We start from the raw sequence: 21309 nt of genomic DNA, 5'->3' as shown, positions 1-21309 counted from the left end.
TCCCTGCAATTTATCGAAATTCAATATGTTATACGATTTTACGTCAAGGAACTTCGGTCTAAGCCGAAAGGCAGGATGCTTCAGTTGGCAGCCTCGTTCCCCGAGACTGGTTTACCTCGGTAAATCAGACTCAGGAAGGAATGAAGAAAGATTATAAAAGCCCCCCGGTGCCTCGTGAGCGCCGGGGGGCTTTTTTTTACCCCATCTGTTCCGTTGGTACGGATGCTGTTGGGCGAACTGCTGTTGTGAAAAGAAAAAAATCTATATTGCGGACTTTACCGGTAAAACAATTGCTTTATCATTAATCGTACATACCTTGCGTACCTTTCTCCATATTGGCTGCGGCCCCAAGCATAAAGAGCGGACAACAAGAGGGTTTAATACTCCGGATTGGAGGGAGTTGCGGCTTGATATCGATAGCGCGGTGAAACCAGACATCATCGGTACCATGACGGATATTTCGGCAGTTGCTGATGGTTCGGTTGATGCAATATTCTCCAGTCACAATATTGAGCATCTCTATCCACACGAAGTGCCACTGGCTCTTGGAGAGTTCATGCGGGTGCTCAAGCCGGATGGTTTTTCGGTCATTACCTGCCCTGACCTGCAGTCGGTTGCGGCTCTTGTTGCCGAGGATAAACTGCTTGATCCTGCTTATACCTCTCCAGCCGGAGCAATTGCGCCGCTTGATATTCTGTATGGCCATCGCGCCTCAATGGCAGCAGGAAACACCTATATGTCACACCGGTGCGGATTTACACAAAAAGTTTTGATTGGTACCCTCAAGGCCGCAGGTTTTGCTGCGGTAGCGTCAATCAGGCGTTTGCATCCATTTTACGATCTGTGGGCTCTTGCAACAGTTGCCGTTGCTGATGAAGCTCATCTTCGCTCTTTGACGGCAGAACATTTTCCCCGGTACTGAGGTGAGCGACAACGAAGATGCGGGTTTGCGGAGATGAAAAGTGCTTTCGGGAGAGGCTCCAACATGGTTAACCGCTCATTGTGGGTTGCAGTAGCTTGATCACATCATGAACATTCTTTTTATTCACCAGAATTTCCCTGCTCAGTTCAAATTTCTTGCTCCTGCACTTGTTGCAGGGGGGCACAGGGTATTGGCATTGACGATGCGAAATCTCAATGGCGAAAAATTGTGGCGCGGGGTGGAGATCTTCACCTATAAAGCGACTCGAAGCAGCACACCAACGATACATCCCTGGTTGTGCGATTTCGAGACCAAGACCATTCGCGCCGAGGCCTGTTTCCGGGCGGCAATGCAACTGAAAAGGGAGGGGTTCAGCCCTGAGGTCATCATTGCTCATCCTGGCTGGGGTGAGAGTATGTTTTTGAAAGAGGTGTGGCCAGCCGCTGCTCTTGGCATCTATTGCGAGTTTTTTTACCTTGCCGAGGGAGCCGATACCGGTTTTGATCCTGAATTTCAGTTACCTGATGATGGTGTTACCTGCCGACTGCGTCTGAAGAACCTCAATAACCTGCTCCATTTTGAGTCTGCGGATGCCGCCATCTCTCCTACTCACTGGCAGGCAAGTACCTTTCCGGAACCGTTTCGCTCCAGAATAACGGTGGTGCATGACGGCATTGATACCAATGCTGTAGCGCCAAATCCGGCTGTCAGGGTAACCATCAACGGAAAGATATCCCTGACCCGGGAGGATGAAGTGATCACCTTTGTCAATCGTAACCTTGAGCCCTATCGGGGTTATCATATTTTTATGCGTGCTCTGCCTGCGCTTCTGAAACGGAGGCCGGAGGCGAGGGTACTGATTGTTGGGGGCGATGGGGTCAGTTATGGCGGGATGCCGGAAGGGGGAGGAACGTGGAAAGAGATTTTCGCCAGTGAGGTGCGCCCGCTGATCAGTGACGGTGACTGGGGGCGGGTTCATTTTCTGGGTCAGCTTCCGTATCGGGAGTTTGTTACGCTGTTGCAGCTCTCGACGGTTCATCTCTATCTCACTTACCCGTTTGTGCTTTCATGGAGTTTGCTGGAGGCGATGAGTGCTGGCTGTGCCATTGTGGCCAGTAATACGCGGCCGGTTCAGGAGGCGATCATGCATGATGAGACGGGGTTGCTCATTGATTTTTTTGATGTGGAGGCTCTGACTGATGCGGTGTGTTCGCTGCTCGATGATCCTCGGGCAAGGGCGAGGCTTGGGGCCAATGCCCGTGCTTTTGCCCGGAGCAATTATGACCTGAATATGGTCTGCCTGCCACGGCAGTTGGAGTGGGTGCAATCACTGGCTTGAACAGAATGAGTCTTGTTTGAACTGCGGTGAAGGTTTGTAAAGTTTCTTTTAAAAAAACAGTGCTCCGTCGTTTGTGGCGGGGAGCTTTATTTATGGGGATCTCAGGATGAGTCGCACTTCGTTGATCAGCCAATCATACATGCACTATTCTCCTCAACTTGATGGTCTTCGTGGAGTTGCCATCCTTTTTGTGATGTTGTTTCATGCGGAGGTACCCTGTTTTGTGGGTGGTTTTATTGGTGTCGATATCTTTTTTGTACTCAGCGGATTCTTGATTACAACTATTTTGGTACGTGAATATGAGCGATATGGCTCTGTTTCACTGAAAAACTTTTATGCGAGAAGGGTGTTGCGTCTTGCACCGGCGTTGCTTCTGTTATTAGTTACCTTTTGCTTGTACAGCTTGTTCTTCCTTGACGAAGCAAAGGCAAAAAGTAACTACATCGATGCCCTTATCTCATTAGCTTATCTTTCGAACTGGGCGCGCGCTTTTTCTGTGCATCCTCCTGATTTTCTTGGCCATACATGGTCATTATCCATTGAGGAACAGTTTTATATCCTTTGGCCGCTTATGTTGTTGTTGATGCTTGCTTTGCTGAAGAACAGAAAGACTGTTTTTGCTATAACGGTTGCTCTTGCAGTCTCATCCTCGCTATTCAGGATCTATCTCTCATTTATTGGTGCACCGGTTGAACGCTTGTATAACGGACTTGATACGAGAGCTGACGCCCTGATTGCCGGATGTGCGCTTGGGCTTTTTTTAAGTCTGGAGCTTGCTGGAAAAAATGGTATTGCGCGGTTTAGAAAACAGCTTTTTATTACTGCCTTGTTTTCTTGTTTTTGTTTATCCCTGTTTGTATGCAATGCTGATTGGCGCAATCAGAACATGTATTACATAGGATTCTTTGCCGTCGAAATCTTCACAGCCGTGTTGATCCTTGAAATAGTCACCAATAAAGAGGGGGCGTTTGCGCTCTTTTTTTCAAGGAAATGGCTGGTTTGGATTGGCTCTGTATCATACGGATTGTATCTTTGGCACCATCCCGTATTTTGCATAATAAAGAGTTTGGGATATAACCGTTTAACGATAACGATTGCTGGCTCTCTGATCACCTTCATGATCGCGGTGCTCTCTTTCTATTTTCTTGAACGGCCTGTACTCAGTTTTAAGCGCTATTTTGTTCACAAGAAACCGGACTCTTCGATTGCTCCTGAACTGTGAGCCTCAGGTGATTGGTAACGTTGAATTGCTGGCCTGGATTTAGTGAATCGTAAACGTAGTGTATGATGCAGCAAAACAATTTTGCCATATATTTTGCGGGTGATGCCTATTCGACGGCGAAGAAAATTATGGGTCGTCAGAGCGCCGGGAAGGCTTTTATGCGCGGTGTTGCGCGTACCTGGCCTTCAGGCCTGCTTCATGGGGTGGCGCCGGATGCAAAAACAGCAGAGAGCATGGTGAGGCAACTCAGGGGGGATGGTTTTTCGGGTGAGTTGCGGTGGCACGATTTTGCCAACTGGCGGGGCGTCGATTCAGTTAGCGCTCTTTATTATCCGGCGCCTCCTCCCACAGAGTTTGCTGCTGCACGAAATCTCTGGCGTCCGGATGCCTACAGTCTGATGGGGGTGACCCATACCCTCAGCTCCGGCATAGCGATGGACCAGATTGCCAATCTTGTGCTTCCGCCCTTCAAGCCGTGGGATGCGCTGATCTGTACTTCCCGGGCAGCGCATACCCTGGTAAGCACGTTGCAGGCTGAAGTGCGGGAGTGGTGGCGTGAGCAGACGGGAGCAAGCCGTTTTGTGCAGGTAGAGCTTCCCATTATTCCACTTGGTGTTGATGTGTCAGCCTTTGCTCCTGAGTCTGGCGGACGCGAAGCTGCACGGCAAACCCTTGGGTTTAGAGATGGGGAGTGCGTTTTTCTTTTTGCCGGTCGTCTCTCCTTTCATGCCAAGGCTAATCAGGCGCCTCTCTATCAGGCGCTGGAAAAAGTTGCACAGCAGGTGCCGGTTACCTGTATCGAGGCGGGTGTTTTTCCTAATGACGCGATAAAAGGGGCCTATATCAAGGCGCAGAAGCTTCTGGCGCCTTCAGTGCGATTCTTGTTGGTGGATGGGCAGGATGAGCCGCGTTACCGGCAGGCATGGCAGGGGGCGGATGTTTTTGTCTCGGTTTCGGATAATATTCAGGAGACGTTTGGTTTGACACCGGTGGAGGCGATGGCGGCAGGTTTGCCGGTGGTGGTGAGTGACTGGGATGGCTACAAGGATACGGTGCGTGACGGAGTTGATGGTTTTCGGGTGGCGACCATTCTGCCTCCTGCAGGTGTGGGGCGTGATTTGGCGGTACGTCACGCGCTGGGGATGGATACTTATGATTTTTATATCGGGCGAACAAGCATGGCGACGGTGGTTGAACCGACGGCTCTCGCCCGGGCGCTGTTGACCCTGGCTCTGGATGGTGAGAAACGGCGAGCAATGGGGGCTGCAGGCCTGAAGAGGGCGCGTGAAGGGTATGATTGGTCGGTGATTCTGCATCGTTATGCGGCGCTTGCTGATACGTTGGGGCGTATTCGTACGGAAGCTGCTGGCAGCGCTGTTGAGCCGTGGCCGACACGGGCGGATCCCTTTGCCCGCTTTGCCCATTTTTCCACCCAGACGCTGGGCGGGAGCTGGATTGTAGAGATGCTGCCGGGCGCCCATACACGGTTGCATGACCTGCTCACCCTTTCGATGGTCGGTTATGCTTTTGATGCGGTTCTGCTTCCGAAGGAGTCGCTGATGGCGCTGCTGGCTGAACTGGAAAAGGGCTCACTGCCAAGCGTCAATGAACTGCTTGGAGCTGCCGGACTTGCAACATCTGCCGGGGTGAGAGCGTTGCAGTGGCTCTGGAAGTTTGATGTAGTGAGGGTGAGGCCGGCGTAAGGATGGGTGCGGGCAGTGGGCAGAGTGGATGCACCATCCCCGTTCAGCAGTGTTACGGACTGATGAGGAGGCAACCATCCCTGGGGCGCAGCTCTTTGCTGTTTTTGGCGGAAAAATGAGTATACTTTGTACGATATACGGTAACGAAATGCAGGAGAGAGAATCATGATAGCGATCAGCACAACAGAGTTACGCAGGAACCTCAGGAAATATCTGGAGATGGCAACGAGGGAAAAAGTTGTGGTGCGGTTCAACAAGAGTGAGACTGTTGAGATTGTGCCTGGGAAAAAAGTTACGGTGAAGGATAACGACTCAGACAATACGAGGTTGCTGGAGGTATTGAAAAGAGGTGAGGAGGATATTGCGGCTGGAAGGTTTACTGAGATTAAAGACCCGAAAAATATATGGGCAAGTATACTGTAATACTAACACCGGAAGCAAAGGAAGAGCTGAGAATTTTGCATAAAATTGGGGATAAGTCTACCCTCAGAAAGATTGAAAAAATTTTGTTTGAACTTTCAGAGCATCCAACCACGGGTACAGGTAAGGCTGAACGACTGAAGGGTGATTTTTCGGGCTATTGGTCGAGAAGAGTGAATAAGAAGGATCGAATCATCTACAAAATCATTGATGCAGTAGTAACTGTGCAGGTACTTTCCCTCAGAGGTCATTATGGTGACTCATAGCAAGTACTGATAATAATAAAAAAAGAATAGCCCCACATTGCTGCAGGGCTATTTTTATTACGGGTTCGAGGCTTTTCGAGGCCTCACAACTTCACTATCTGTTCAGCAGTTGCGGACGGTTGAAGAGTTCCGATCCTTGATGGTGCTCTCGTCGAATTCGTCCCAGTTGTGTTCGTCGTGTTCACGCTGGTAACCAGCCTCTTTCAAGCCAAAGCTCATGTCGGCAACCATTTCGGGGCGCAGCTCCTTGAGGTTTTTGACCTCCTCCTGTGTCAGAATCCTTGATTTGTCGAAGCCGAGGTCGATTTCGATCTTGCGGTTCTTGGTCTTGACACGGTCGATGTCGTAGAAGCGCTTGGTAATGGTGGTCTGGGCAAAGGCTTTGAGGCAGCCAAGCATGTATTTGCGTACGTAGGGATCCTTGATCCAGGGGTAGCTGAAGAAGGTCTTGCGTGCGTAGAAGCGTGCGTATGATTTCAGTACCCCTTTCAGCACCTCTTCACGCTCCATGTTGTCGGGCTTGATGATCGGTGTGACGAAGTTGTACTTGGAGTAGTCGCGTACCTCTACCCTGTCGCCAAGCTCTTTGAAGAGATCGGAGAAGGGCCATGGGGTGTAGATGGTCCAGTTGGCCATGTCGGGATCCCAGTCCTTGCAGAGCTGGTAGGTCTCTTCGATGGTCTCCGGGGTTTCGTGCTCAAGTCCCATGACGAACTGCGCTTCGGCAACAATGCCGTTTTTCTGGAGCAGCTTGATGGCGAGCTTGTTCTCCTCGATGGTGGTCTCTTTGCGGAAGCGGTTGAGGTTCATCTGGCTGGCCGCTTCGGTGCCGAGTGAAACGTGTACGAGACCGGCCTTGCGGAAGAAGGGGAGCAGGTCGGCATCACGCATGATGTCGGTCACGCGGGTGTTGATACCCCAGGTGACATCGAGCTTGCGGTCGATAAGTTCTTGGCAGAGCGAGACGAACTTCTGCTTGTTGATGGTTGGCTCTTCGTCGGCAAGGATGAAAAAGCCTACTTTATGCTGTTTGACGAGTACTTCGATTTCATCGACAAAGAGTTTCGGGCTGCGGGCTCTGTAACGACGCCAGAACTGCCACTGTGAGCAGAAGGTGCAGGTAAAAGGACATCCTCTGGCAAAGTTCGGTACCGCGAGGCGGCAGTTGAGAGGGGTGTAGATGTATTTGTCCCACTCGTAGAGGCTCCAGTCGGGGGAGAGGGTGTCGAGATCTTCGATGACGGGATGCGCAGGTGTTGCAAAGACGTTGCCTTCGTCGTCGAGATAGGCGATACCGGTAATGTCACCCCGGTTCTGCCGGTCGGTTCCTGCGGCGATTTCGCGGATGAGGTTGACGGTCACCTCTTCGCCTTCACCGCGGACAACGTAGTCGGTTTCTGGCGCTTCGCTCAGTACCTGCGGGTACATGAAGGTTGAGTGAATGCCGCCCATGATGGTCCTGATTTTCGGGTCTACCTTTTTGGCAATCTTCATGATCTCCTGTGCCTTGAAGATCGATGGGGTGATATTGGTTGCCATGACGACATCCGGCTTGTTTTTGCGGATGACCTCTTCTATCTGGTCGTTATCAAGGTTATCGCACATGGCATCAACAAAGCGCACCTGATCAAATCCTGCCTGTTTCAGGGCCCCACCGATATAGGCGACCCAGCTTGGCGTCCAGTTACCGGCAATTTCGGCTCCACCTGAATGATAATTTGGCTGAACCATCAATATTTTCATCGGTTTCCATCCTCCGGATATGTTTTTACAAAATAGGGATTGCAGCGTGAAACAACAGGGAACTCCTGTATTGGCTTCAAAAATCCCTGAACCATTAATTTACAATTATTCTATACAATTTTCATAGGGTTTTCTTTTTTGCACCCTCAGTTGTGTGACGCGTTCATCAGCATGGTATGATAAAATCCGAAGCTGATCTTTTCTCGGGTTTTTACCTTCATGCCTGTTTTTTTCATGGCGTTTTGCATCTCTTCGTCGCGGATCATCTGAATGGTGGTGCGGCGCTCTTTTTTCGGGAAATAGCCGCCAATCCAGTGCTGCAGTGCAAGGATTTTGTTGTAGGGGGCATAGGTGAAAATAACCGATCCTTTTGTCAGGCTGGCGAGGTTGCGGAATGCCTGTGAAAATCCCTCTGCCGGGTAGTGGATCAGGACGTCAAAGCAGACGACGGCATCGTAGGTGCCGCTTACTGATTCAAGGGTGTTGACCTCAAAGGTGATGTTTTTCTCTACCCCTTGCCTGGTGGCCTCCTCTTTTGCCTTGTTGACCATCTGCGAGGCAATATCGACCGACGTTACCTTGTACCCCGCTTTTGCGAGGCGGATGCTGAAGAGCCCTGTGCCGCATCCGGCATCAAGTATCGAGGCTCCTTTGGGTAGTCCGAGCTGCTGCAGCCAGTCGAATGCCTTGTCCATCATGACGGCATGGCCCTGACGCACGGTGTTGCGTACGGAGGAGAGTTTGTCGTCGCCGTAGATCGATGCCCATCGCTGAAAGCCCTGGCCATTGAAATAGGAACGGAGCATTTTCTTGTGTTCTTCAGCATTGAAAGATGAGCTGCTCATAGTGTACTGGTTTGACGGTTGCGTGGTTGACTGTGTAAAAAATATCTTCAAGCCGGGCGCTTACTGCTGCACCCCTTCAATTCTTGTTTCAAGATCGGCGTAGAGCTCCTGCAGCTCTTCAATGGTGGCGGTATCGGCTTCCCAGAATCCTCGGGAGTGTGCTTCGAGCAATCGTTTTGTCATGGAGATGGTTGCGTGGGGGTTGAGTTCCCGAAGCCGTTCAAGCATGGCCTTGTCTTGCAGGAAGGTTTCATTGAACTGGTCGTAGGTCCATTTTTTGACTGCTGATGCTGTTGCACTCCATCCATAGGTGTTGCTGAGATGTGATTCTATCTCCCGCACTCCTTCATAGCCATGTTCAAGCATTGCGTCGTACCATTTCGGATTGAGCAGTTTGGTGCGTGCTTCAAGGGAGACCATCTTTTCGAGTGAACAGATTCGCTGTTTTTTTCCTGTGCCGTCGATATCGCCAACCATTACCCTTGGTTTTGCCTGGCTGAGCTGTTCTACAGTTTTTGAAACTCCGCCAAGATACTCATAATAATGATCAATATCAGAAATACCGATTTCGTAACTGTCGATATTCTGGAAGGTGAGGGTGACATGCTTCAGTGCGGAACGGAGAGCTTCGGGGCACTCTTCCCACTGGCCGGAAGGAGTTACGGCGAAGCTCTTTCGGCTGACAAAAGCATCGGCAAGCTGGCTCTCCTCTTCCCATGTGCTGCTTTCGACCAGGTGGTTTACATTGGCGCCGTAACTTCCGGGTGCGTTTGAATAGACTCTGTTTGAGGCTTCATCAAGGGTGCAGCCTCTCTGGGTCATCTCCTGGCGGACATGTTTTTTGATAAAGTTCATTTCGTCGGGTTCCTCCGCCGCAGCGGCCATACGGGCTGCCCGGTCAAGCAGTTTGACTTGCAGGGAGAGGAGGTCGCGGAAAATACCGCTGATGGTCATGACCACGTCAATGCGGGGGCGGCCCAGCTCGGCCAGGGGTATCAGTTCTACATCAGCGATTTTGCCCAGTTCGTCGCTTTTGACCCTTGCGCCCATGAGGGCGAGTGCCTGGGCAACTCCTTCGCCATCGCTTTTCAGGTTATCGGTTCCCCAGAGGATGAGGGCTATGGATTCCGGGTTCTCTCCACTCTCGGTGCGATAGTGCAGCAGCAGCTCTTCAGCCGATAGTTTTCCTGCCTGCCGGGCAAAGGATGAGGGGATGCTGTAGGGATCAAGAGCGTGAATATTTCGGCCTGTCGGGACAATGTCGGGGTTTCGGACAAGGTCGTTGCCTGGCGATGGGGGGGTATACTTTCCTTCAAGGGCGTGGAGTACGGCCTGCAGTTCATGGTTTTCAGCAAGATTGACGAGGACGGTGTTGAGGAAGTGCCAGAGACGATGGAGCTCTGTCGCCTTTGTGCCTGCTTCTCGATGCAGATAGTCGTTGGCTGCGGCCATCCTGACGACAAGGCTCCCTTCGAGCAGGGTTGCGATTGCCAGACCGGGACTTTTTTCCGGGTCGAAGTGTCCGGTAAAACGTTTGACGGCTTCACGGTTTATTGCCGATACCCGCTGCCATCGCTCCTGCGCTTTCCTGTCACTGCCAAGGGTATCGAGCAGCTCCTCGTAATCGTAGCCGAGGTGGTGGCAGAGCAGCTCGGGCAGGGATTTTCCGTCAAGCTCGGGCCGACGGTGTGCTGCAAGCAGGGCCAGATGGTCGCTGACGCTTTCGGGTGTTGGCGCCTGGCCCATGATGTGCAGTCCGAGTGGAATCATGCGCTCCTCAATCATGTAGAGCTCGTTGTTGAGCTTCGCGATATACTCCTCGGCGGGCCTCTCTTCGCTGTTTCCGTCAATTTCGGTTGCTGCAGCAAGTTCTTTGATCTCTTCGAGCAGCTCTTCTGAAGGAAGGTTTCGGAATCCGGCTATCAGCTCTTTGAGTTTGCGCAGGTTTTTGTAGAGTCCGGCATGTTCAAGCGGTGGCGAGAGGTAGCTGATGAGGGTGGCGAAGCCTCGGCGTTTGGCGATTGTTCCTTCGCTTGGGTTATTGACGCAGTAGCAGTAAAAGTTCGGGAGGCTGCCGATCAACCGTTTTGGCCAGCATGAGCTTGAGAGTCCCACCTGTTTGCCGGGCATGAATTCGAGGGCGCCGTGTGTGCCGAAGTGGAGTACGGCGTCGGCATCGAAGCATTGCTCTATCCAGGTGTAGAAGGCGGCAAAGGCGTGGTTTGGCGCGGCATCTTTTGCCATGAGCAGGCGCATCGGGTCGCGTTCGTATCCAAAACTGGGCTGCTGGCCGATAAAGATGTTGCCGAGTGAGCAGCCGAGAATATGAAAACGGGTGCGGTCATTGAGGATTTCACCCGGAGCATCGCCCCAGAATGGCTCGATGGCTTCGTAGGCAGGGAAGCGTTTGCGGTACTCCTCGACTGGCAGATGTGCTTCAACATTGCCGTCGGTGCCATAGATGAGGCGGTTGCCTTCAAGCAGCCGTTCCCGGAGTGCCTCGCTTGTTTCGGGCAGATCAACCCGGTAACCTGCTGTTTTCATCTCTGCAAGCAGTCGGTGCAGGCTCTCGAAAACATTGAGGTATGCTGCTGTGCCGGCATTGCCGAGGTTGGGTGGAAAATTGAAGAGGATAATGGCAATTTTCTTTTCGGAAGGCGCTCTCTCCTGGAGCCGGAGGAGTCGCTCTACCCGGCTGGTTATGACACGCAGCTCACCTTCAAGCGCTATCGTTCGCTCACTTCCGCTTTCGGTGCCGGCATAGATGTGTGGTTCAATGGAGCCGTCCAGTTCGGTTACGGCCACACTCAGTGCGGTTTGCAGCGGTGTGAGGCCGAGGTTGCTCTCTCGCCACTGTTCAATGGGCTGAAAGGAGAGAGGGATCAGATTCAGACAGGGAACATCGAGTTGTTTGAGCACTTCGACCGCTTCGGGAGCCCGGTTTTCTGCAGGGCCGCCAACGAGTGAAAAGCCGGTGGCGTTGATCAGCAGAGATGGCTTGAGTGAGCCGGGGGTGTCGGGGTTGAAAAAGCGTTCAAGGGCAGGCCGGAAATCGAGACCGCCGCTGTAGGCAATCGAACTGTTGATTCCTTTTGATTCAAACGCCTGCACCAGCGCGTTCAGATGGGCCATGTTTTTGCTCAGCACGGTCGAGCGCATGGCAAGAATGATGACCGCTTTTTGGTCGGGGTTTGGTCTGTTTTTGCGCTGCCATTCAAGAAATTGCCGGGCAGAGAAAAAGGGTTCGGAGGCCTCCGGATGGCAGATGGCGGCATCAGGATAGAAAAGGGGCTCTTCCTGGGGCAGTTTGCCTTTCCAGCCTGGAGAGTAGCGCTCGATGAGAAGGGAGAGGAAGCGCTCCATATTTTCCTGTGAACCGTTCAGCCAGAACTGGTGGGCGGCAATGAAGGTGTGTATGTCACGCGCTTTGCCGGGGATGTGTTTCATCAGCTGGCCGACACTTCTGACCAGTGCAAGTTGCCGCTGGCTCTCTCCGTGGCTCTGCTTTGGCATCAGTTTTGACGCCCATTGTTTGAAGATGCTGCTCTCTTTTGGCTCCTCGTTTTTTGGCTTGCGGAGTGAAAATTTTCCCACTCGTGTCCGGGTGACGAGGGCCGGATTGCTGGTAATGATGCAGATCGGGCAGCTCAGTGTGTCGAGCAGTTTTTCGAGTGGTCTGACAATTTCTTCACTGAAGAGCATTGAACCGAAGAGGAAATCGGCAACCGGAAGAGTCTGTTCCAGCGTTTCCCAGAGCTGTTTGCTGTTATGAAGTCCGAGACTGAAGACGGAAACCTCCAGTCCGACCTTATATTTCCTGTTCAGCTCACCCGCAGCGGCTTTCAGTGCGCTGTTGTTGGTGGCCTCCATGGTAAGGAACACAAAATGCATAGATGGTAACCCCTCAATAAATAGGTGATGATTGCCAGTCGTTTCCGATTGCGCTTTGGCATTTCGGAATCGCCGGAGCTGAATCTGCTGCTTTCCCGCCAAAAGCTTTCCTGATCAGGGTAAGGAGAGGGGTATCAAATCAGCAGGATGGGGTTTTGCTGGAAGAGGTTACCGGGTGTGGAGAGTGGGGAGGTGATGGGCTGATGGTTCTGCTCCCGGTTGCAACAGGATAAAGGGAGAGGTTGGTGGTGCAGGAGAGTTGCATGGGTAGCAACGGAAAGGGTAGATGCAGCGGGCTGTTGCTGCCTTGGTGAAGGAAACAGGCTGTAGAGGCGATTCAGGTTGCCGTGCGGCGCTATCCCGGAGAGTGAGAGCTCACGGGGGGCTACCGGGTTGCCGGAGAGTGACCTGGCCTTGGTTTTGGTGTTGAAGGAGGTGGTTTTTGCAAAGAGGTTAAAACCAACGACAGAAATCACAAAGAAGAGCAGTACCTCAAGAGAGCGACAGGCACAGCGAATCAGGTTGCATTTTCTTTGGTTCATCTGAATGGTTTTGCTGAAATATACCAAATGGATTGGCAATAAGAAAACCGGGGAGATGGATTGTCGTATTTCTGATGAGATTTTTGCCAGCTCTCTTTCCCCGTGTGGCGGGATCTGTTTCCGACAGGGGTCAAGAAAAAAGCACGGGGGCGAGCCGTGCTTTTTTCTTGAAAGAAGCGTTCTGTGTCGTAACCGTTAAATCTCGATGCCTTCAAGGCGGTCTTCGAGGTCTGAATAGATCTCCTGCAGTTTTTCGATCATGTCGGGGTCGGCGCTCCACATGCCGCGTCCGCTTGCTTCGAGCATACGCCCGACGATGTTTTTGAAGGCCTTCGGATTGACCTTCATGAGTCGCTCACGCATCTTCGGATCCATGGCATAGGTTTCGGCAGCCTCTTTGTAAACCCAGTCGTCAACACCTTTGGTGACGGCGTCCCAGCCAAGCATGTAGGTGAAGCGGTTGCTGATTTCAGCGGCTCCGCTGTGCCCCTGGTCGAGCATGGTTTCGAACCATTTCGGGTTGAGCAGTTTGCTGCGGAACTCTACTTTCAGCGCTTTGTCGGCATCGTCAATCTTCACATCGGCTGTAAAGGTCTCGACGTAGTTGAGTTTGACATTGTCCCCTTTCGGGTTGCGGCGTCGTGCCGAGAGTTGCAGCGCTCCTGAAGAGGAGAAGTAGCGATCAATATCGGTAATGCCGAACTCAGCCGAATCGACCTGCTGTACGACGCGGTCAACGGTGCTGAGGAGCCCTTTGAGGATATCGGTCTGCTGGTCGCCGTAGCGGTTGCCGCCATAGGCAAAGCCGGTGCGTTTGATGAACATGTTGTCGAGATCCTCTTCCGACTCCCATGCTGAATCTTCCACCAGCTCTTCGACCTGTGAGCCGTATGCTCCGGGTGCCTGGGTGAAGAGTCGCGATGTGGCGCTTTCGAAATCTTTTCCCTCTTTCAGGGCTGCGTCCACATGCTTTTTGATATGGTTCATCTCGTGCGGCTCAATGGCTTTTGCAGCCTCCTTGACCAGTTTGTCGAGATGATCGACGAGCACTCCAAAGGTGTCGCGGAAGATGGAGCTGATCTGGATCAAGACATCAATTCTTGGGCGACCAAGTTTTTCAAGCGGTACGAGGCGGTAGTGGCTGATTTTGCCCTGTGCGTCGTAGGCTGGTTCGGCGCCCATGAGGTGGATGATGACGGCAACGGCTTCACCTTTGCTCTTGATGGTATCGAGACCCCAGAGTACCTGTGCAATGGTCTCCGGGTACTGGCCGTTGTTCTCCTCTACGTGACGGCTGAGGATGCTGTCGGCAATCTGTTTGCCGCGTTTGAAGGCCAGTTCTGAAGGGATGCGCCAGGGGTCGATGGCGTGAATGTTGCGTCCGGTTGGCAGAATACCTGCTCCGTCACGCACCAGATCGCCGCCGGAGCCTGAGGGAATGTACTCGCCGCAAAGGGCACGAAGGAATCCCTTCATTTCGTTGCGGTTGTCTTCGAGTGCGCGTTTCAGGGCTACACCATCCTGCAGTGCGCTGTTGATGGCCTCTGCCATCTCCTTTGTCGCCTTTCCGCCACCGGTCATGGTGCTGAATACGGTTGCCGGATTGGTCTGGCCGAAAATACTCTTTTCGATAAAGGCTCTGGTATGTTCGTCAACCGTTTCCCGTGTTTTAAGGGCTTGTGGTTCTCCCTTGCGGGCACGGGTGGCCAGAGTGGCATAATCGCCATAGGTGTTATCTTCACCGATGGCCTGCATGATGATTGATGGCAGTGATTTTTCGTTGCCGCGCACCTTGAGGTACTCGGTGATGGTGGTGACCTGGGTTTCCAGTTTCGGTGTTTCGCCAAAGACGTGCAGCGAGTTTGAAATCAGGCGTCCTTCAAGCTCCATCATGTAGGTATAGAGGCGGCTGATATAGTCCGGGAAGCTCTCTCCCTCAACACGAGGGCAGTCATCGGTAAGGTTGAGCTGCTCTGCTTTGGTGATGATAACCTCTTCGGTCTCTACATCCACCATCTTTTCAAGTCCGCGTTCGCGGTAGTCGTTCAGCATCTCCTTGAAGGCTGGAAGCTCTTTGTAGAGTCCTGCCCGTGCGAGTGGGGGGATGTTGTGCGAAATCATGGTGGCGTAGCCGCGGCGTTTGGCAATATTGGCTTCGCTCGGGTTGTTGATCGGGTAGATATAGAAGTGGGGCACTTCACCGAGCAGTGCGTCTGACCAGCAGTCGCCGGTGACGCCGAGCTGAAGGCCGGGCATCCATTCTGCCGTGCCGTGCATGCCGATGTGCACCAGGGCGTTTGCCTGGAAGATGCGGCTGATCCAGCGGTAGAAGGCGATGTACTGATGGTGCGGTGTGTTCTCTTTGTCGAAGAGGAGGCGCATGGGGTCACCCTGTATGCCAAGGCGCGGCTGAACGCCGATAAAGATATTGCCGAGGGTGATGCCGCCGATAAAGAGCTTGTCGGGCTTGATTGGCGCAATGTCGCCCGGGAAGCCGCTCCAGCGTCCTTCAATGCGCTCGCGCTCTCTTGAGCTGGTGATGCTGTTGAACACTTCACGGTCAATGGCAAAGCACTCCTGTTCATGTGCCTGGATTTCGTAATCGGTTGCCTTGTCGAGCATGGCCAGCAGCGCTTCAGGTGATTCCGGCAGTTCGCCGACATCATACCCTTCGGAGCGTAGCGTTGTGATGATGTTGTAAATGCTTTTTGGTACATCAAGCAGGGCGGCGCTGGCTTTTTTGCCCATGCCTGGAGGATAGTCGTAGACGACGAGGGCAACTTTTTTATCGCGGTTGGGTACCTGGCGAAGGTCGGAAAATTTTTTGGCAAAACCGGCCAGCCTTTCAAGGCGATCCGGAACGGTTTGCAGTCGCCCATCCTTGATGGCTCCGAGTACAACCGGGCAGACGGCGCCGTCCATTTCAGGCAGCGAGTAGGTCATGGCTGACTGAAGCGGGATAACACCTTGCGATTTCCATGATGCGAAATCCTGGATAAAGAGCGGCTGGGAGACAACGTAGGGGGCGTTGATTTTCCCCAGAATCTCGTCACGTGCGGCTGATGATGCGCCTGGTGTGGTTGCTCCTGCAGGGCCGCCCACAAAACCGAAGCCCATCATGTTGACGAGCATGTCGATGTTGTTGTGTGTAAACCACTCTCTGGCGGCAACGTGGCCTTCAACACCCATTACAAAGACCGGCAGGGGGTTGAGACCCTTGGCTTCGATGGCCCGGATGGCATTGTCGATATACTCTTTTTCCTGCAGCAGGTGTTTGCGGAAAAAGAGCATCCCGATGTTACGCTGTTTTGCTGAATTTTTATTGCGTTTGTGGAGCCATTTTTCGTAATGGTGCAGATCTTTCTGGTATTCCGGAGCATCCGGGTGGTAGAAGCCCATGGTTGGCACCTCCTGCACCTTCTCGACTTTGACCTCAACTTCGAAGTATTCGGCTATGATGTAGTTGAACATCGATGCCAGATTGTCGGTGGTCGGGTTCATCCAGTAGGTGTAGACCTGCATCCAGTTCTTGAAGTCCTTTGCCTTTTTGGGGATCAGCGGCAACATGGTGCGCATGATTTTCAGCAGCTTCATGTAGCCGTAGAGCGCATCCTCGTCGCGCCCTTTCACCAGCATTTTTGCAACTTTCTTGACAATATCGGGCATGCCGCTGCCATCTCCCGAGACCACGTAATTGCCTATTTTGGTCATCTGCATGACTTCCGGCATCGACTCATAGGCAAAGATAGTCTTCACCTTCGATTGTTCGATCTGCTCCTGCAGCCAGTCTGCCTGTCCCTTGAACTGGATCAGGGTGGTAAAAATACAGTCGGCATTGCGGATGGCTTCGGCAGCCTCAGGGTTCTGATGTTCGAGATCCTGATCGGTCCATTGGGTCAATTCTGCATGTGCCGCGATTTTTGCAGTCACCTCGCGCCATACCCGCTGGTTGCATTGCTCCATCCCGACAATAGCGGCAATTCTGATTTTATCGTGCATAGAATTACAAAAAGATGTGCGTTTGATGTGGTTTTAACAGGATTGCAAAATGTAATAAAATCCTTTGATGTATGCTAACGAATTAAAAAAGCCAACCCCTCGCGAGGAGGGGCTGGCTTCTGGTTTAGATGGCCTTGTGCTGACGGATCTCTTTAGAAGGTGAAATCCATTCCTGCAACAAAGCTGCGTCCCGGAGCACGGAACCATTCGGCTTCTTCATACTGCACGTTGCCGATGTTGTTACAGAGGAATGTAGCTCCGATGTTGTCGGTGATTTTGTACTTCGCGCCGGCGTTGAAGACGATAAAGTCGCCGGGGTAGTTGTTGCCTTCGGTATTTGTATAGAGATTCACGGCCTTGTACTCGCCGACATAGCGTCCGTTCAGGTTCAGTGCGAGCCTGTTGACGGGTTTCCATGTTACGCCAACTGATGCGGTATGTTCCGGCCGCATGGGCAGCCATTCCGGATCGGGATTGGAGTCGATGGCAACCGCAGGGGTGCTTGGCTTGTAGTCGGTGTTTTTGGCGTTCATGTAGGTGTAAGCCAGATTGACGTTCCACGAAGGATTCGGGCGGATGTTCAGGTTGGTCTCGATGCCCCAGATACGGGCCTTCGTGATGTTCTGGAATTCGAATGTTGTCCCCTGCAGCTTGACCGATTCGATCAGGTTGTCGTAATCGTTGAGGAATGCGGCCACGTCGAGCGAGACCTTGTCGCCGAACTGCTTGTAGACGCCGATCTCGTAGGCGGTCATGGTCTCCTTGTCGAGCGCCGGGTTCGGTACGCCTTTAAGGATTCCGGCATCTCGGACAAACCGTTCTGCAAGCGTCGGTGCGCGGAAGCTTGTACCCCACGATGCGCGGAAGCTCATGTCGTCCGTGGCCTTGTAGTTGAGCGCGATACGAGGGCTGATGGCATCGACCGACGGGTTTTCAATTGATTCAGTTGGCGTATTCGGATATGATGGAGGAAAACCTGGAGCAGGAGTTGTGTAGTCAACATACGTAACCTCATCAGCATCGATACCGCTCCAGTCATACCGCAGGGAGAGCAGGGCAGTCAGCTTGTCAGTGAGTTTCCACTCGTCCTGCACGAATGCGGCAAAGTTTTTTTCCTGTATATCGTTGAGGTCACTATTGCTTAAAGGGTGTGCCGAGGGAATTTCCCCTGTGTACTGCGTTGACTGAACGTCAATAATGTTGCCGTCAAGACCGAAAAGAAGGCGATGGCTGTCGCTTACTCTCCAGTCAAGTTTTGCACCTGCTCCGTACCGGTTCGAGCTGGTTTCATTGAATTCACCCGGATAGCGGGTGGCGCCGGTTGCATACATCTGATTTGCCGGCGTATTGTTATACTCGTAAGTGGTTGCGTTGCGAGTGTAGTAGAGCCGAGTGTCAAGGGTGAGGTTGTCGCTCAGCAAGTTTACGTAGTTCAGGCCCGCCAGAGCGTTCTTCCGCTTGATGAGATCGTCTGTATAGACATCGTATTTCGTGTAAGGCCCTGCTGCAGGGAATCGGGCGTTCACATAAACATCGTAGGCAAGTTCAGGGTGAGGGATGAATGTTCCGGTTGCAACTGTCGCGTCATAAGGCCATGTGTATGCGTAGCCGCCCTCCGTTTCGTTATAAAAGGCGCTGAGCTGCAGGTACTGTTTTGCATCGATGTCGTAGCGCGCTTTCAGCTTGACGTCGTTCAGCAGGGTCTGTGCATTCTGGCGGTAACCGTCGTCCTCGCTGTGCGAGTAGAGGAGGCTGTAGCTGAGCTTGCCGCTCTTGTTGCCGATGCCTAAATAGCTGTTCCAGAACCACGGGGTGTAGCCGTCGCGGTAAACGCTCTTGTCACCGGAAGGAGGCGCATCGTAAAAGCCTGCGCTTGATCCGGCTTTCACTTCAAGGGTTTCCGGAAGGTGGCCGAACACGTTAACCACGCCGCCCATGGCGCCCGATCCGTAGAGGGTTGCTGCTGAACCTTTGAGCACCTCGACCTTGTCGGCTGCGTTCATGTTGACCGAAGACCATACAACTTCACCGGTTTCCGGGCTGTTGAGCGGGAACCCGTCATAGAAGCCCTGCACGCGGGTGCCGATTGCACCGCCCTGATAAGTGTTGGATCCGCGGATCTGCAGGGTGGAGGTTGTTTGTCCTCCTGCACGGGTAACAACAACGCCAGGGATGTCCTCAACTACCTGATCGAGGGTCGGGTTAGGTTCCTGTTTGATTTTTTCGGCAGAAACCACGTTGGCAGTCACCGGAACTTCAAGCCTGTCCTGCTTGTAGAGCGCCGCGCCGACAATGACTTCCGATGCCATAACGGTGGTCTGGCCAAGCTGCAGACTTATACTGGCTGTCTGGCCGGTGCCGACAGTAACTATCTGGCTCGTCGGGGCGTAACCGACTATGGATACGGAGATTTTCTGTGATTTTGCAGGTACGTTCTGAAGGATGAAGTTGCCGTTCATGTCGGTTGCCGTGCCGATAGTGGTACCGGCAATAGTGACTGACGCGCCATAAACTCCCTCTCCGTCTGCCTTGTCGATGACCCTGCCTTTTACCGTGCCGGTATCAGCTCCGTAGGAGGGGAGAGGTACCAGCATTGCCATGAGGCAGAACGCTGAAAGAACAAAACGGAAAATGCGATACATGTTCGCATGTTTTGTTTTCATGGTTGTGTGTTGTGTGGTTATAATGATACGGACAAAAAAACAGGGTTAGAAACTTTTTTATCTTGTTCAGAAGTTCATAATCATCATCACTCAGCCTCAGCAATCAAAACATGATGGGAGTAAAAAGGCTTCTCCTCATCAGCATATACATAACGCGTCACATCGAAGTTATTAAAAAAAATGCAATAATGCAACATATTGCTGCAATGGGTCTTGATTGGTGATGTGATGGCGTAATAGTGTGTTAAATGACAACTCCCCGGTGGTTGCCGGGGAGTTTGAGATGGTGCGCCTTATTTATTGTGTGATTCGGCTTTATCGGTCAGATAACGCCAAGCTCTTTACCTATGGTGCAGAATTCGGTGATCACTTTGTCGAGATGGGCCTGCTGGTGGGTTGCCATGAAACTGGTACGGAGCGCTTCGTGCCCAGGCATGACGCCCGGGCGGATGAAGGCGTTAACGTATACACCTGCATCAAAGAGCTTTTTCCAGAAGAGAAGGGTTTTTATCTGGTCGCTGATCAGTACGGTAACAATGGCTGTGCGTGATGGCATCAGGGTAAATCCAGCTTTGATCAGTGCCTGGCGGACGTAATCGGTATTGGTGATGAGCCGTTCCATGAGTTCCGGTTCAGTTTGGATAATCTCAAGGGTGGCGAGAACTGCAGCTACACTTGCGGGGGTGGGTGAAGCGCTGAAAATCAGTGATGAGGCGTTGTGCTTGATGTAGTTGATGACACTGCGATCGCCAACAACGTAGCCTCCGAGCGAACCAAAGGTTTTCGAGAAGGTTCCCATGATCAGATCGACCTCATTGACAAGGTTAAATTCTGAGGGGGTTCCTTTTCCATTTTTACCGATTACACCGACTGCGTGGGCGTCGTCAATGAGAATGCGGGCGTTATATTTTTTTGCCAGTTTTACCAGGTTTGGAAGATCGACGATCTCTCCGGATACCGAAAAAACACCATCAGAGACAATAAGGCGGCCTGCAGTTTCCGGAATGGTCTGGAGTACCCGCTCCAGATCTTCCATGTTGTTGTGGTTGTAACGTACCAGGTTTGCTCCTGCTCCCTGTGCCATGATGGAGGCAGCAACAAGGCTCGCATGGTTGTCGCGGTCGGAGACAATGTATTCACCGCGCTGGACCAGTGTCGGGATGATGCCCTGACCGGTTTGATAGCCGGTACTGAAGAGCAGACAGCGCTCTTTTTCAAAAAAGTCAGCCAGCTTCTCTTCTAGCTCGACGTGCAGGTTTACCGTGCCGGTCATGTAGCGTGATCCGCTGCAACTGGTGCCGTACTTGTTGATGGCGTTGATCGAAGCTGCCTTTACCCTTGGGTCGGCGGTGAGGCCAAGATAGTTGTTTGAGCCAGCCATGACAAGCTTTCGCCCTCCAAAGGAGACAACAGGGCCCTCATTTTCGTCTATCGGGTGAAAAAAGGGATAGACGCCTTGCGCCTTTACCTCGTCGGCAATGGTATATTCAATGCACTTTTTAAACAAGTCTTTCGTTTTATCCACAGGAATGCAATTTTACTTCGGCTATAACAGAAAAAGCCGGGATTTCTTGTTTTTACGGTCATCTCTTCTCTTTCCTTCGAGGGTGACCGGTTTTCAAGTAAGCGGATTTTGCTCAGAAACCGAAATGTATCAAAAATTTTAGTTTTTTGTTAAAACAGTGGCTGGTTTTTTTGCTGCAGCAGACTCTTCAGGATGAAAAGCAGAGTATGTTGTTGAATAAATGGAGTTA

General features: G+C 52.2%; 13 protein-coding genes. 6 read left to right on the top strand and 7 right to left on the bottom strand.

The genetic code is table 11. The features are described from left to right. Positions 1 to 316 precede the first annotated feature (316 nt). The 6 genes from AC56AD_RS13055 (at position 317) to AC56AD_RS13030 (ending at position 5872) form a co-directional block, all read left to right on the top strand. Entirely contained in the window at positions 317 to 922 is a 606-nt protein-coding gene (locus AC56AD_RS13055; protein ID WP_012509227.1) for a class I SAM-dependent methyltransferase, read from the top strand. A gap of 106 nt (positions 923 to 1028) precedes the next feature. Continuing rightward, a complete protein-coding gene (locus tag AC56AD_RS13050; RefSeq protein ID WP_012509226.1) occupies positions 1029 to 2261 on the top strand; it encodes a glycosyltransferase in 1233 nt (410 codons plus the stop codon). A 106-nt stretch (positions 2262 to 2367) separates the two neighbouring features. Beyond that, positions 2368 to 3483: an acyltransferase family protein gene (locus tag AC56AD_RS13045; RefSeq protein ID WP_150085712.1), complete on the top strand. Its 1116-nt coding sequence runs from the start codon at positions 2368 to 2370 to the stop codon at positions 3481 to 3483. 62 nt (positions 3484 to 3545) lie between these two features. Next, complete coding sequence (locus AC56AD_RS13040; RefSeq protein WP_012509224.1) at positions 3546 to 5186, top strand: glycosyltransferase family 4 protein; 1641 nt, start codon at positions 3546 to 3548, stop codon at positions 5184 to 5186. Between the two features lie 165 nt (positions 5187 to 5351). Then, complete coding sequence (locus AC56AD_RS13035; protein WP_012509222.1) at positions 5352 to 5609, top strand: hypothetical protein; 258 nt, start codon at positions 5352 to 5354, stop codon at positions 5607 to 5609. Beyond that, on the top strand, positions 5591 to 5872 hold the full coding sequence (locus AC56AD_RS13030) for a Txe/YoeB family addiction module toxin (protein ID WP_012509221.1): 282 nt from the start codon (positions 5591 to 5593) through the stop codon (positions 5870 to 5872). The genes AC56AD_RS13035 and AC56AD_RS13030 overlap by 19 nt, the downstream gene beginning before the upstream one ends. A gap of 102 nt (positions 5873 to 5974) precedes the next feature. Here the strand turns inward: AC56AD_RS13030 and bchE are convergent, their stop codons facing one another. The 7 genes from bchE to AC56AD_RS12995 form a co-directional block, all read right to left on the bottom strand. Further along, the gene (bchE, locus tag AC56AD_RS13025; RefSeq protein WP_012509220.1) at positions 5975 to 7615 is read right to left on the bottom strand and encodes a magnesium-protoporphyrin IX monomethyl ester anaerobic oxidative cyclase; all 1641 of its coding nucleotides are present in this window, start codon (positions 7613 to 7615) and stop codon (positions 5975 to 5977) included. A gap of 146 nt (positions 7616 to 7761) precedes the next feature. After that, a complete protein-coding gene (bchM, locus tag AC56AD_RS13020; protein WP_012509219.1) occupies positions 7762 to 8460 on the bottom strand; it encodes a magnesium protoporphyrin IX methyltransferase in 699 nt (232 codons plus the stop codon). Positions 8461 to 8520: 60 nt separating this feature from the next. After that, positions 8521 to 12351 (bottom strand): magnesium chelatase subunit H, encoded by a 3831-nt coding sequence (locus AC56AD_RS13015; RefSeq protein ID WP_012509218.1) that lies wholly within the window; start codon positions 12349 to 12351, stop codon positions 8521 to 8523. A 134-nt stretch (positions 12352 to 12485) separates the two neighbouring features. After that, positions 12486 to 12893 (bottom strand): hypothetical protein, encoded by a 408-nt coding sequence (locus AC56AD_RS13010; RefSeq protein WP_012509217.1) that lies wholly within the window; start codon positions 12891 to 12893, stop codon positions 12486 to 12488. Between the two features lie 195 nt (positions 12894 to 13088). Continuing rightward, positions 13089 to 16892: a magnesium chelatase subunit H gene (gene bchH / locus AC56AD_RS13005; protein WP_012509216.1), complete on the bottom strand. Its 3804-nt coding sequence runs from the start codon at positions 16890 to 16892 to the stop codon at positions 13089 to 13091. 152 nt (positions 16893 to 17044) lie between these two features. Then, the gene (locus AC56AD_RS13000; RefSeq protein ID WP_012509215.1) at positions 17045 to 19555 is read right to left on the bottom strand and encodes a TonB-dependent receptor; all 2511 of its coding nucleotides are present in this window, start codon (positions 19553 to 19555) and stop codon (positions 17045 to 17047) included. 322 nt (positions 19556 to 19877) lie between these two features. Next, entirely contained in the window at positions 19878 to 21080 is a 1203-nt protein-coding gene (locus tag AC56AD_RS12995; protein WP_012509214.1) for an aminotransferase class I/II-fold pyridoxal phosphate-dependent enzyme, read from the bottom strand. Positions 21081 to 21309 lie beyond the last annotated feature (229 nt).

It is taken from the genome of Pelodictyon clathratiforme (assembly GCF_982375515.1).
The sequence above is the reverse complement of the archived record's forward strand: the minus strand, read 5'-3'. Positions and strand labels throughout refer to the sequence as shown.

Bases quoted from the DNA above. Each gene is read 5' to 3' on its own strand.
- AC56AD_RS13050 (WP_012509226.1), top strand. From the start codon at position 1,029: ATGAACATTCTTTTTATTCACCAGAATTTCCCTGCTCAGTTCAAATTT.
- AC56AD_RS13045 (WP_150085712.1), top strand. From the start codon at position 2,368: ATGAGTCGCACTTCGTTGATCAGCCAATCATACATGCACTATTCTCCT.
- AC56AD_RS13040 (WP_012509224.1), top strand. From the start codon at position 3,546: ATGATGCAGCAAAACAATTTTGCCATATATTTTGCGGGTGATGCCTAT.
- AC56AD_RS13035 (WP_012509222.1), top strand. From the start codon at position 5,352: ATGATAGCGATCAGCACAACAGAGTTACGCAGGAACCTCAGGAAATAT.
- AC56AD_RS13030 (WP_012509221.1), top strand. From the start codon at position 5,591: ATGGGCAAGTATACTGTAATACTAACACCGGAAGCAAAGGAAGAGCTG.
- bchE (WP_012509220.1), bottom strand. From the start codon at position 7,615: ATGAAAATATTGATGGTTCAGCCAAATTATCATTCAGGTGGAGCCGAA.
- bchM (WP_012509219.1), bottom strand. From the start codon at position 8,460: ATGAGCAGCTCATCTTTCAATGCTGAAGAACACAAGAAAATGCTCCGT.
- AC56AD_RS13015 (WP_012509218.1), bottom strand. From the start codon at position 12,351: ATGCATTTTGTGTTCCTTACCATGGAGGCCACCAACAACAGCGCACTG.
- AC56AD_RS13010 (WP_012509217.1), bottom strand. From the start codon at position 12,893: ATGAACCAAAGAAAATGCAACCTGATTCGCTGTGCCTGTCGCTCTCTT.
- bchH (WP_012509216.1), bottom strand. From the start codon at position 16,892: ATGCACGATAAAATCAGAATTGCCGCTATTGTCGGGATGGAGCAATGC.
- AC56AD_RS13000 (WP_012509215.1), bottom strand. From the start codon at position 19,555: ATGAAAACAAAACATGCGAACATGTATCGCATTTTCCGTTTTGTTCTT.